This is a genomic window from Enterococcus sp. AZ089 (assembly GCF_050547225.1).
In the GTDB taxonomy this organism is placed as follows: domain Bacteria; phylum Bacillota; class Bacilli; order Lactobacillales; family Enterococcaceae; genus Enterococcus_D; species Enterococcus_D entomosocium.
Map to the genome: position 1 here is coordinate 2,656,309 of NZ_CP172954.1, position 12,549 is coordinate 2,668,857.

10 protein-coding genes are annotated in these 12,549 nt (G+C 45.6%); 1 reads left to right on the top strand and 9 read right to left on the bottom strand.

Features of this window, described 5'->3' with window-relative positions; all coding sequences use genetic code 11:
- Positions 1-17: 17 nt before the first annotated feature.
- Both IGJ01_RS12265 and IGJ01_RS12270 read right to left on the bottom strand, forming a co-directional pair.
- On the bottom strand, positions 18-1,268 hold the full coding sequence (locus tag IGJ01_RS12265; protein ID WP_005225368.1) for an MFS transporter: 1,251 nt from the start codon (positions 1,266-1,268) through the stop codon (positions 18-20).
- 151 nt (positions 1,269-1,419) lie between these two features.
- Positions 1,420-2,634 carry a pyridoxal-phosphate-dependent aminotransferase family protein gene (locus tag IGJ01_RS12270; RefSeq protein ID WP_008379221.1) on the bottom strand — a complete coding sequence of 405 codons (1,215 nt, stop codon included), beginning with the start codon at positions 2,632-2,634 and terminating at the stop codon, positions 1,420-1,422.
- Positions 2,635-2,764: 130 nt separating this feature from the next.
- Here IGJ01_RS12270 and IGJ01_RS12275 point away from each other — a divergent pair, with 130 nt between their 5' ends.
- Entirely contained in the window at positions 2,765-4,396 is a 1,632-nt protein-coding gene (locus IGJ01_RS12275) for a PucR family transcriptional regulator (protein ID WP_016613699.1), read from the top strand.
- 30 nt (positions 4,397-4,426) lie between these two features.
- Here IGJ01_RS12275 and arcC read toward each other — a convergent pair whose 3' ends face one another.
- The 7 genes from arcC to allC are packed head-to-tail and all read right to left on the bottom strand — an operon-like array spanning position 4,427 to position 12,394.
- Positions 4,427-5,362 carry a carbamate kinase gene (arcC, locus tag IGJ01_RS12280; protein ID WP_430601123.1) on the bottom strand — a complete coding sequence of 312 codons (936 nt, stop codon included), beginning with the start codon at positions 5,360-5,362 and terminating at the stop codon, positions 4,427-4,429.
- A complete protein-coding gene (locus tag IGJ01_RS12285) occupies positions 5,335-6,198 on the bottom strand; it encodes a DUF2877 domain-containing protein (RefSeq protein WP_430601124.1) in 864 nt (287 codons plus the stop codon). Before IGJ01_RS12285 ends, arcC begins: the two co-directional genes overlap by 28 nt.
- A gap of 37 nt (positions 6,199-6,235) precedes the next feature.
- Positions 6,236-7,498 carry a DUF1116 domain-containing protein gene (locus IGJ01_RS12290; protein ID WP_005234461.1) on the bottom strand — a complete coding sequence of 421 codons (1,263 nt, stop codon included), beginning with the start codon at positions 7,496-7,498 and terminating at the stop codon, positions 6,236-6,238.
- A gap of 12 nt (positions 7,499-7,510) precedes the next feature.
- Entirely contained in the window at positions 7,511-9,265 is a 1,755-nt protein-coding gene (gene fdrA / locus IGJ01_RS12295; RefSeq protein WP_430601125.1) for an acyl-CoA synthetase FdrA, read from the bottom strand.
- An 8-nt stretch (positions 9,266-9,273) separates the two neighbouring features.
- Complete coding sequence (gene allD / locus IGJ01_RS12300; RefSeq protein WP_005234452.1) at positions 9,274-10,350, bottom strand: ureidoglycolate dehydrogenase; 1,077 nt, start codon at positions 10,348-10,350, stop codon at positions 9,274-9,276.
- Between the two features lie 13 nt (positions 10,351-10,363).
- Positions 10,364-11,149 (bottom strand): (S)-ureidoglycine aminohydrolase, encoded by a 786-nt coding sequence (gene allE / locus IGJ01_RS12305; protein WP_005225360.1) that lies wholly within the window; start codon positions 11,147-11,149, stop codon positions 10,364-10,366.
- Between the two features lie 15 nt (positions 11,150-11,164).
- A complete protein-coding gene (gene allC / locus IGJ01_RS12310; protein ID WP_430601126.1) occupies positions 11,165-12,394 on the bottom strand; it encodes an allantoate deiminase in 1,230 nt (409 codons plus the stop codon).
- Positions 12,395-12,549 lie beyond the last annotated feature (155 nt).

The window sequence follows — 12,549 nt, forward strand, 5'->3', positions numbered from 1 at the left end:
TGTTGTTCCTCACTTTTCTACTTTGCTGTTTTCTTAGAGTTTACAGTCAAGAATAAGAATGTACCACCGATCAACAAAATAATTGCTATATAAAAGCCCATTACTTTTGACCCTGTTGCATCCGAGATCGATCCAGTCAATGTTGGTGCGATAACGGAAGACATCATGCCGAAAAAGTTGAAGACCCCTAATGTCGTACCGACCCCAACTTTTGGTGCATTTTCCCCTAGCCAAGAAATGATGATTGGTTCAACCGCTAGTTTTCCAAGGAACCCGTACAAGATCAACGCGATCATTAAGAAGGTCGAATTTGTTGCTTGCACCGTTACTAATAACATCAACGCCGCTAATACTTCTAAAATAACGATAAAGGTAACTTTTTTATGCATGTATTTGTCTGCCAAGCGGCTAAAGAACAAGGCCCCAGGAATCGAAGCAAATGCCACCAATGAAGAAGAGAAGCCGATTGCGACTCCTTGGAAGCCTCGTTCTGTTCCTAAGAAGTTTGGTAACCAAGTAACCGTCATATAGTAGGCATAACACGTCGCAAAATATAACACATACGTAAAGAGCATCCGCAGGGAGAACAAGGTCGAAAGGGAAACTTTTTCTTTCGGCTGATCCGTTGTTTCTTCTTCAGCTGCTGCTTGACTCTCCAAGAAAGCTACGTCTTCTTTGTTGCTGCGGATCACCAATGCGAAAGCGATCGTCATACAAACGATCAAGAAAGCGGATAAATACATCATTGTTTGCCAAGGCATGTTCATCTGAATAACGATAAAGCTTGATAAGATCATCCCAAACCCTGAACCAACGGCAGAACCACTATTGACGATCGCTGTTGAGAAGCTCTTCTTTTCTTTCGGAATGTTCTGTGAGGTCAAAGAATACGCGGAACCATAAAATGATCCACAGCCGATCCCTGCTAAAAAGCTACCGGTATAGATCATGGAGATTGAAGAGGCTTGTGAAATCAGTAAAGCTGCCAGTGCAAATACCACAAATCCCGGAAGCAGAACTGTTTTCTTCCCAATCTTATCCACTAAAAAGCCGGCAGGGATCTGCATGATCACATAGCCGAAAAAGTAAAAGCTGGCAATCGATCCTAATGCTGTATCAGAAATATTGCCGCCAAGTGACTCATTGATTTGCGGATAGACCGGTGATAACGCAGCGCGATAAATCCAGATAGTGACCCAGCCTGAACACATTAAGATAATAATTTGTTTCCAGTAGGCAAGCCCACCACGTTCTTTATTGATTTCCATTTTTTTCCCTCCATCAGTTACACAAGTAAAGTTTGTGAAGCACGTCAACGAAAGCGCTTTAAGATAGTCTTAGTGTACGTTTTTTTGCCGACGATTGCATTTGTCATTTTTCACAAAGCGCTTTCAGTCGTTGTGCATTTGTGCTAAAAATTTAAGTCGTTTTTTGGTAGTAATTTAACGCAGCGATGAGTGCTTTGCCGGCAGAAATTGGTGCTTGCTGGTACAATAGTGCCCCTTCTAACGCGGCTAGGACATGTAAAATATTTTCTTTGCGGCTGCTGTAGCCCATATTTCCAATCCGCCAGATTTTTCCTTCTAGATCACCAAATGAACTAGCGATCTCTACACCAAAGGAGTGAAGCATCTCTTCTCGGACAGCTTCGCCATCAACACCTTCTGGAATAAAGATGGGGGTAACTGTCGGCATTTTGGTTGCTTTTTCGCCATAAATCGAAAGCCCCATTGCCTCCAGTCCAGCGACCAACGCCCCTTCATTCGTCAAATGACGTTGATAGGCTGCATCGAGGCCTTCGTTTAGCAACATCCGTAATCCTTCATGAAGCGCATAGATCATACTCGTCGCTTCTGTGTGATGGTTGATTCGCTCTTTGTTCCAGTAGCGTTGCAATTGACTCAAATCCAAGTAATTACTCATAATGTGCCGCTTGTTTCGATCCGTTTTGCTCAAGCCTAATTCTTTTTGGTAACGGGCATTAAGGACGGCTTCGACTCGATCGTTGTAGGTCACTAATGAAAGACCAGACGGCACACTTAAACACTTCTGTGTACCGGCAATTGCCAAATCGACACACCAATCATCGACTGACAGGGCCACGCCACCATAAGTCGCCACCATGTCAACGACAAAGAAAATATCTTTTGCGCGACAATACTGCCCGATTTCTGCTAACGGCTGCATTTGCCCATTGGCAGTTTCCCCGTGGACCATCGCCACGATCTTGGGTTGAAATGCGTCGATTTCTTTGATGACCTCTGCGGGTGCAAAAGGAGCCGTCCATTCTTTTTCTACATATTTGACTTGCGCTTGGGCACGTTCACAGATTTCTCCAAGTAAGAAAGCAAAGCGCCCATAGGCGGGGATCAAGACTTTGTCCCCTGGTTCGATCAAAGCGATCAGCGCCGCTTCTAAACCAGCTCGGGAAGTCCCATCAATGGCAAATGCCTCTTTGTTTTTGGTTCCAAACGGTTGTTTGATCATTTCTTTGACCTCATCCATGATCGCCAAAAAATTCGGATCAAACTGTCCCAAAATACGATTGGTCATTGCTTGAAGAACAGCTGGATGGGCTTCTACAGGCCCAGGTGTCATGATCGTACGTTGTGCGATCGTTAACTCTTTATACATCTTTTCCCCTCATTTCTCTTTTTGATTTCACTGCCCAACGCCTTGTCAACGTTTCCAAGTTTGTTGTACAATAAAGCTAAAAAAGGACATGTTTTTGTTTGTTTTGTTCAATTCTAAAAGGAGTTTCTCTATGAAGTTAGTTGCTGAATTGCTTGCTACACCACGCTTTTCCAATTTGCGTTTGTTGACAGATCCCATTACCGCGGAAATTCCCGTCGACAGTATCGAAATCACTGAGACCCCCGATATCGCCCACTATATTCCTGAGCATACCTTTATCTTAAGCACGGCGATGGTTTATAAAGATAATCAAGGAGCACTGCTTGAACTGATCGATTCCCTCGTAGCCAAAAATGCCGCTGGATTAGGCATCAAGATCGGTCGTTTTTTGGATGTCATCGATCCTGAAGTCATCGCCTACGCCGATAGTTTAGGTTTCCCCATCGTAGAAGTACCTGCCACGATGCCGCTGGGCCGTTTGATGCACCAGCTTTTGAATTTACTATGGAACACCAAAACCGAGCAGCTGAGTTATGCCTTAGATATCCAAAAACGGTTCTCTGCTTCCTTGATGAAGGATGTCAGCATCGCTCGCTTTATCGCTGATTTTGGCCAAATGGTCAATACACCGATCATTTTGTTGAATCCTTTCAAACAAGTGATTGCCCATTCCAAGCATTTCACCCGCATGTCAAAACCCGCGGAGTACTACATCCATCAATTAGGACAAACGAAAGGGGTTTTTACTGGTGAAAAAAGCGGGGCGATCCCTATCAAAGATCTCCATGAAAAAACGTCACAAATTTCTTATTATGCCATTGAAACCTCCACTTATTTCCCCCATTATTTAGTCATTTTGAATCCTGAGGCGATTCCTTATCCTGTCTCGGATTTTGCGCTGGAACAAGCAGCATTGGTCTTGTCGTTTATGCTCTACAAAAACCAAAAAGTGCAAGAATCTTTTGAAGATTTAAAAAGTGACTTTTTAACACGGATGATCGAATACCAGCAATCTTCCAAACAGGAACAAAAAGATTGGTTAGATCTCGGAAAGACTTACGGGTTGGTCAAAGCCCGCCATTATCGTGTCATCTATGGTGCCTGTGAACCAACCAAAGAAACCAAAGACAAAGACAAATACCTAAAAGAAGAAAGTGACTTGGTCTATCAGTGGTTTAGTGAACAACTGCCTTATCGCATCAAAGATGTTTGTCTCTTTCGCTTAAAGGGCAGCAATCACTTTGCGATTTTCGTGCAGCATAAGTGTGATGCCTTAGAAGACCATTTGATTGAGACCGCCAATGCTTTGACCAATCGGTTGCCTTTTCGAATGGCCTTTGGTGTAGGGAGTGTCTGTGAAAGCATCAATGATTTAGCCAGCTCCTACATTGAAGCAAAGACTGCTTATGAAGAACGAAGAGGCCAACATGATTCTCCCATCGTCTCTTTCTACCATCAACGGGGAATGCGGAGTCTATTTGAAAAAATGAGCCCTGAAGATATCCATTATTTCTGCCGCACGATCCTCAAAGAATTGGCGTTTCCGCAAGAAGATGCCACCATCGAATTGCGCAAAACCTTACGGGCTTACTTGGATTATCAATGTGAGATCACCCGCACCGCCAAAGCCTTGTTCGTTCATCGCAATACGATCAAATACCGCATCGAACAGTGCCAAAAGCTACTAGGAAAAAACGTGCATGATCCTAGCATTAGCCTGGATCTGCGCTTAGCCCTTGAGCTGTCCGAAGAAGGCGACTAATAGGCGAATCAAGCAGTTGGATCGTTGGTTTTACCCAGCGATCCTTGTGCCTGCTTCACCTAACAATGCTAAGTCTGCTTCTTCCAATGAGCAGATGATTGCCGTCTTTCCTTGCTTGGCAAACGCAATCGCCGCTTCCATTTTCGGCCCCATACTGCCTTCTGCAAAATGCCCCGCATCAAAATATGCTTGCGCTTCACTTACGGATAACCCCGTTAATTTTTCTTGCTCCGGTGTTCCGTAATTGATATAAACGTTGCTGACGTCGGTCAGCATCATAAATACATCGGCATCCACTTGTTCTGCCAGTTTTTTCCCAGTTCGGTCTTTATCGATGACTGCTTCGATCCCTTTCAAGCCTTCCGCTTGTTTTACGACTGGAATCCCACCGCCGCCACCAGCGATCACGATGGTATTTTGATTCAATAAATGAACCATTGATTCCACGCCGTGGATCGTCACAGGTTGTGGGGATGGCACGACGCGACGGTACCCACGTCCAGCATCTTCTTCCATCACCCAATGTTTTTCCTCAGCCATCGTTTTTGCTTCTTCTTCTGAGTAGAACAAGCCGATCGGCTTCGTAGGCTTTTCAAACGCGGGATCATCCGCTGCCACTTCCACTTGAGTCAATAAGGTCACGACATTGCTGGTCAGTGCTTCTTGCTCGATTTTATTTTTGATGCTTTGCTCCATCAAATAACCGATAAAGCCTTGTGACTCTGCATTGCAGACATCCAATGGAAACGGCGGCACGACTTCTTTGGCTTCTTCATTTTGTCGTAAAATATTGCCGACTTGCGGCCCATTGCCGTGCGTCACGACGATTTGATGGTCAAGTTTCTCGATTTTAGCGATCTGTTCTGCACTTAACTGGATATTTGCAAGCTGTGTCTCTACGGTCGCTGGTTGATTCGGTTTTAAAATTGCATTGCCCCCTAGAGCGATGACCACTCGTTTTGCCATATGAATTCCTCATTTCTATTGTTTTGAAATTGATTGATACTGCGAGCAAACCCTGCCAAAAAGTCAGCCCCCGAGGTATGACCGATCGCTAGTATCTCTTTGATTACTTGGGAAAAAGCTGCTGAATCGGTACACCTAGTCAAGGATAACGCCGATTGATTGAATGCGCCTGTCAGTGCATGCAGAAGATAATGTTTACTGACGTCAGTCGTCAAATCATTGACTGTCAACAGCCTTCTTTGTAGATAAGCCACCAAGCGGGTATCTTCTTGCCCCATCACTCGGCGAGCCAGCAAATGACCAACTAGCATATCATCGCCTGTGGGGGTCAATCCGACACCCCGTCCGACTAAATAAGCGACTGCTTGCCGTTGTTCTTTAAATGAAGGCGTGCATAGCTGATCGATTGCGTCGTAAAACGGATGATTGCTGCTGATGGTTTGTGAAACAGCTTCTTGAATCCCCGTCTTTTCCGTGACATGTTGGAGGGTTGACCAAAACAGTTCTCGATCAAATGGGACTGTGCCAGCTGGGAAGGTGGTTGTAAACATGGCTGCCTTTTGAAAAGACAGACGATGATGCGGAAAATGGATCACTCGTTGCTGAACCAAAAGAGTGGTACCAGCAAGCAAGTCGGTCGCCAACGCTGCATAATCGTCGGCAGCTAAAATCATCCCTTTGGGCACGCGAGCCGCTTGTTTGGAGACACAGATCAGCTGATCCTGACGAGGATCTTGCAGATTGAAACTATGCTGAAACACACTGTGAACGAGCCAGGTGCCATTGATAAATGCGGGTTCAAATAAAGCTTGGTCGATCCATTTTGCCTGTATCATCGCTAGGTTGCTCCTTTTCACGTTTTCAGACCCTGAGTTATTCTTCAAATCCTAATTTTTTTGCATAAGCCAAGACAGCTTTTTCAAAGCAATCCATTGGTGGTGTCACTGTCCCGGCCCCAATTTGTCCCCGTCCAGCTTGTTTGTTGGCGATCCCTGTATTGATCACCGGTAAGATCCCTGTTTCCACGACTTTCCGAGCATCGATCCCTAAACAGATCCCTTTGAAGTCCCATGTAGGAACGGGAAAATTCGGATTGGTATCAATGGAGATCTCTAACATCTCATTGCTGGTTTTCAACGCATCGTGAAATCCGCCGGAACCAACGAAGCGTGTCACAGCTGGGGCAGCAATCATCGCCATTCCCCCAACACCAAAGGTTTCCGTAATGGCACTGTCGCCCATATCTGGAGAGGCATCTTCTTCACTGAATCCTGAGAAATACAACCCTTTTGGTGTATTGACAGGACCGGTAAACCACTCGTCCCCCATACCAGAAATACGGATACCGAATTCATGCCCGTTGCGACACATTGCTGTCACAACCGTTCCTTCTTCAATCGTCCGGGCGCCATCAAGCACCGCTTTTGAAGAAGCCATCATGATATTCAAGAAAAACTGATCCGTGTCTGCTAGAAACTGAATGACTTCTGGTTTTTCTTTTTCAAATCCTTCAAGGGTAACGATCGCTGGTGCTACTTCTTTTAAGAACGCCAACGAAGCAGCGATATTCCGTTGATGGAACTCATCCCCCATGGCGATTGCTTTTGCGACTAAGACATTGATGTTCAAGCCATCGGGTTTTGTTTGTAGTGCAGCACTTAAAACTGGTGCTAACGTATTTTTCATCCAATGCAAGCGATCAATGACTTCTTGAGAATAGGCGCCAAAACGTAAAACTGCCCCAATCCCTTCGTTCATCGTACAGTACGCTCGGTTGCCGTCTGTTTTGTTTTCCACCACGAGAACCGGCATATTGGCAGAGGTGATGCCCCCCATTGGGCCAACCGCTTGCACGTGGTGACAAGGAATCAGTTGAACTTCCCCAGATGCTAATAAATGACGTACCTCTTCTTCCGTTTCGCCCCAGCCTTCAAAAAGTCCCGCTCCAACACAAGCGCCTTGAATCGGATCGATCATCTGGTCGTAGCGGATCGGTGGTCCTGCGTGCAATAGGACTTTTCCTTCACCTAATTCTGGAATGACACTGACTGCTGGAACGACATCCAACAAAAAAGGCGAACCGGCAACGATCTTGGCAATAACGGCTTGGTTTGCTTCTTCAATAGTTTCGTACACGATAACTTCCTCCTACTCTGATAGTGACACTTGTGCTAAGAAACGTAAGGCTTTTTGTAACGTTACGTTCCCACCAGCAATTGGCTGCCAGTCATATTGAACGACTTGACCGTGATGCGTCTGGATCGCTTCTGCAAAGCTACGTAATCCTACATTGATGAACGCGTCATTCGACAACAATTCGCGGCTCTTTTCAGATGGCTCTGGCAACCCATCGGCAGTTGTCACTGCTTTTGGCAACAGCTTACGACTAATTGGGGAAAAGGGATGGCCGAGCATTGCTAAAGCTTTTTTGACTGCTTGGGCATTGCTTTGACACAAAATCACGCCAGCTGCGGTTAAAATCTCTGCTTGCTCGTTGCTATCTTGGGGGTCTAAATCAGTTCCAACGATCGTAGCGATCACCGCTAACTCCCGACCAGCTGCTTGTGCTTCTTCCTTCAATGATTTGATGGTCGGTGCCAATTCACTCGCCATATCTTGATGAGAGCCGTACCCTAAAACGATATCTAACAAAATCACTGCCGTTTCAGGATCTTCCCCCGCTTGTTTCAACAGTTCGATCCGCTTTGTTGGGTCGATCATCGGATGGGGCTTGCCTTGAGTATAAATGTCATCACCTAAATCGATGATCTCATGGCCAGCTGCTTTTAAGATGTACCCTTCCTGATGGGTATCTTCTTGTTCCAGATTTAATCCTGCTTTAACAAGCATCGCTGCTTCGTACGCCAATGTTCCGCCAGAATAGTAAGCTTTGATTTTTTGTTGTTCAGGTCCAAAAGTGGCAGCTGCTGTTTCCTCTTTCACTGGCTCTAGTCCAATCTGTTCTTGACGTAGCAGCTGCACGGCTAATTGAGCCGCTTCTTCCAGCGTGTAGGCTCGGTAAAGATTTTCTTCGTGGTCCGTTGGCTCTTCCCCAAGAAAAATCGTGACTGCAGGTTTTGTTCCTCTTCTTAAAAGTGCCAACACTTCATCTCGGACACGTGGTGCAGGTGGTTTGGAGATCACCACGATCACCTCCGTATCAGGATCGTGTTCCAAGGCAAGAATGCTATCTTTCATGGTGATCCCACCGACGGCTTCTTTGAGATCTCGTCCACCGGTTCCGATGGCTTGTGTCACACCGGCACCCAATTTATGAATAATAGTGGTGACTTCTTGGATACCAGTACCCGAAGCGCCGACAACACCGATTTTCCCTTTACGGACGGCATTGGTGAAGGCTACTGGTATCCCATTGAGAATCCCTGTGCCACAATCTGGTCCCATTAAAAGAAGTCCTTTTTCATGCGCCAGTTTCTTTAGCCGAACTTCCTCTTCCAATGAAACGTTATCACTGAAACAAAATACATGTTTGCCCGCTGCTAATGCGGTTTCAATTTCTGGTGCTGCCATAGTACCGGGAATCGATAAGACAGCGACCTTCGCATCTTTTCCAAGATCTAAGGCTTTTTCCCAAGTTTTGACGCTTTGGGTTTCCTCTCCTGCGCTATTGCTTTGGTCCGATAAGAAGGCATCGATTTCTGACAGGACTGTTTCAATGATTTCTTCCTCTTCGATGTCTAAAACGAGCACCATATCGTTGGATGTCGCATTGCTCATCTCCTCGGTATAAAGACTACCCGTCTTGAAAATGTCCTTATTGGCAGGTGTGCCCATCATGACCGAAGCGTTGTTGATCCCTTCGATCGTCAGTAGACGATTGGTCAAAAGCATTAAAACAATGGAATCTTGGTAATTGTTTTTTTGAATAATAGTGTGTAACATGGGTCTCCTCACTCTCCTGTTCCTGTCTGTGCAAAGGCATCTGACCCAGAATACTGGTCAAAATGAACCGTGTCGCTAATGAGATAGCGATAAATGTTCTTCTCGATGGGAATGCCTTCTGCCATATATTTTTCATAGGTTAGTTGATTGATCTCGCCTGGATAATAGACTTGCTGGAACTGTTCAGCAGCCGGTATGTCATGCAGTTCGGCAACCATCGTCTCCACCGACTCTTTAAATGTGTCTAAATCTGTAAAGCGTTGCGGATCGATCAGCAAAATAAATTGCCCTAAGTCGCGACCTTTCGTCAGATCGTTGTACATAGAGGAAACATGCTTGCCAAAAGGCAGCCCAAGGAGCATTCCTGATAAGATATCCACCATCATCATCAACCCAAAGCCTTTTGGCCCTGAGATCGGCAGTAAGCCGTGGACATGATGTGGATTCGTCGTTGGCTTGCCATGAGCATCCACGGCCCATGTCGCAGGAATCTCTTTATTTTTGGAGCGAGCGTCTAATATTTTGCCCCACGCTTGGACCGTCGTTGCCATGTCAAAGACCACCGGTGCCCCCTGTTTTCTTGGTGCGGCAAATGCGATTGGATTGGTACCAAAATAATTTTCTTTGCCGCCAAAAGGAACCACCATTGAATCTGATTGGCACATAGATAATGCAATCAAGTCAGCTTCTGCAGCTTTTTTGACATAATAGGATAGCGCCCCACTATGACTCGTTTTCCGTACACCAACCGCCGCGATCCCAGAACGTTTGGCCATCTCAATGGCATGCTTTGTCGCTTCTAATACAACGACCTGCCCTGCGCCATTTTGACCGTGAACGATCCCGCTGCTAGGCCCAGTCTCTTCAAACGTGATCTGTGGAGTGCGATTCATTCCACCTTTAGCGATCCGCTCTGCGTAATAGTCTACCCGTACAGCCCCATGAGAGTGGATCCCGCTGGCATCGGCAAAGACCAAATGCTCTGCAACGATGGCTGCGTGCGCTTCAGACAAACCAGCAGCCGCTAATTTTTTTTGGATCAATTGCTGTAACTCTTGTGACTGTACAATAACCGTCTCTTCCATTTTCTAAACTCCTTTAAATTTCCGGATCGCGGTTGCAATCTTTGGAATAAATATAGGTCAATGGTTCGTCACGACCAACACCATAGGCCGCTTGCTGTACATAGGCACTCATGAAAATGTAGTCGCCTTTTTCCACTGGGAACCACTCATTATCTAAGTTATACATCCCTTTACCTGACAGTAAGTACGCTCCATGTTCTTGGTAGTGGGTCTCAATGTAGCCATGACTTGCCCCTGGTTCAAAGGAAAGGATATGGATATTCATGTCAAAGCCCAGCTCTTTGGGCAGGAAATCCCAAAGTAGGACGTCTGCCATCCCTTCGTATTGGATCGGTGTCAACTCTGAAAGATTCCCCACTACTTTGTAGGCTTGGTGATTTTCTAGCGGTTGGTAACGCTTCTTATACAAGAATACTTCTGTCGCTTCTTCTTGGAGATTTTTCATATACAGTTTTTCTCCAGCAGGCAGATAGATATAGCCTCCGTCCGTCAATGTATGGGTTTCTTTGCCATCACTTACTTCCAGTTTGCCCGAGATGACATACAAGAAACTCTCGATCTCTGGACCGCCGAAGCCCAATTGGTTGGCGCCATCTTTTTTGAATGAAATGATGTAATCGACAAAAGACGCCCCTAATTTTGGTGTGCCGAGTATCGAACATTCACAGTTTTCGAATCCTGGAATGACATTATTCACTAACCCGTCATGCGGCAAGATCGCAAAATTATTTTTTCTAATGACTGCACGTGATTGCAGCAATCCATCTAAATAGCCCGTATTATTATTTTTGTATCCCATGTGTGTCCCTGCTTTCTATTCTTTGTATGCTAGCTCGTAAAGGGAAGCTGCTAAAACTTCTACCCCAGCTGTTAAATCTTCGATAGTTGTTGCTTCGGCTGGGTTGTGGCTAATCCCATCAATACTTGGTACAAACAGCATCGCTGTTGGAAAATGTGGTGCAATGATTTGGGAATCATGACCCGCCCCACTATGCATCACTTTGTAGCGTTTGCCGGTTTGCTTCACCGCTTGTTCCACCGTGGCAACGATCGTATCGTCCATCGGCACAGGGCGTTCATCCATCCATAGATCCATCTCCACTGTCAGGTCATGCTCTTGGGCGATCGCTTGAATGATCTGTTCTGCTTCAGCAGTAAAGGCATCCAATAGTTGCCCATCGGTATGGCGACAATCCATCGTAAACAACACTTCACCAGGAACCACGTTGACCGTATTCGGTTTTGGCTCAACTTTACCGAATGTCACTACTAATGGATCCCCAAGCTCTAAGCCACGGTCAATCACTGCGGCACACATTTTAGCAAAACCATACACAGCATCTTGACGATAGCCCATCGGTGTGGTGCCTGCATGATTGGCTTGTCCTTTTAAGACAAAGGTGTAGCGCTTTTGACCAGCGATACTATTGACGACACCGATCTGCAAGTTTTCTTTTTCTAAAACACTGCCTTGTTCGATATGGATTTCCACAAAGGCTTTGATGTCTGATCGAACCGGTTCTTGTGGGTCGCGAAAGTCAAAGCCCTGGCGTTGCATCTCTGCCACGAAGCTGTTGCCTTCAAAATCTGCGATCGCTTCAACATCGGCTTTTTTGGCTTCTCCGACAAAGTTTTTGCTTCCCCAAAAAACGGTTGGAAAACGACTGCCTTCTTCTTCTGCCATTGAGATGACTTCCAAGGAGCGTAAAGGTTGTCCATAGGTCTCTTTTAAATACTTGATCGCTAAAGCAGCAGCAACGACCCCGTATTGTCCATCCAATGTGCCACCGTTGACGACGGTATCGATATGTGACCCTGAAAGAATCGTTTCTTCTGGATACTGGCTGCCTTCCATTCTGCCGAAGAGATTGCCGACTGCATCATAGGACGTCGTTAAGCCAGTTTTTTTTAATTGTTTTTCTACAAATGATTGCGCTTCTTTCCATGAATCGGTATAAAGCAGTCTAGTCATTCCTCCAGTTGGATCACTCCCAATCTGAGATAATGCATCGATCATTGCCGCTACTTCTTTTTTCAACTCCATTGTTCTGCCTCCTTTGATTTATACGGTTATTGTAAGCGTGTTACTGAAGGACATCATTGTTCACTTTCGACAAAACCGTTTCTATTTTTAGTCATAACGCTGTTTTCTAAACCGCTTCCTTCTCCTATACTCTTCCTTATACTATCGAAGAAGAG

Excerpts from the sequence above, each read along its gene's own strand:
- IGJ01_RS12265 (WP_005225368.1), bottom strand. The coding sequence starts at position 1,268 with ATGGAAATCAATAAAGAACGTGGTGGGCTTGCCTACTGGAAACAAATT.
- IGJ01_RS12270 (WP_008379221.1), bottom strand. The coding sequence starts at position 2,634 with ATGTATAAAGAGTTAACGATCGCACAACGTACGATCATGACACCTGGG.
- IGJ01_RS12275 (WP_016613699.1), top strand. The coding sequence starts at position 2,765 with ATGAAGTTAGTTGCTGAATTGCTTGCTACACCACGCTTTTCCAATTTG.
- arcC (WP_430601123.1), bottom strand. The coding sequence starts at position 5,362 with ATGGCAAAACGAGTGGTCATCGCTCTAGGGGGCAATGCAATTTTAAAA.
- IGJ01_RS12285 (WP_430601124.1), bottom strand. The coding sequence starts at position 6,198 with ATGATACAGGCAAAATGGATCGACCAAGCTTTATTTGAACCCGCATTT.
- fdrA (WP_430601125.1), bottom strand. The coding sequence starts at position 9,265 with ATGTTACACACTATTATTCAAAAAAACAATTACCAAGATTCCATTGTT.
- allD (WP_005234452.1), bottom strand. The coding sequence starts at position 10,350 with ATGGAAGAGACGGTTATTGTACAGTCACAAGAGTTACAGCAATTGATC.
- allE (WP_005225360.1), bottom strand. The coding sequence starts at position 11,149 with ATGGGATACAAAAATAATAATACGGGCTATTTAGATGGATTGCTGCAA.
- allC (WP_430601126.1), bottom strand. The coding sequence starts at position 12,394 with ATGGAGTTGAAAAAAGAAGTAGCGGCAATGATCGATGCATTATCTCAG.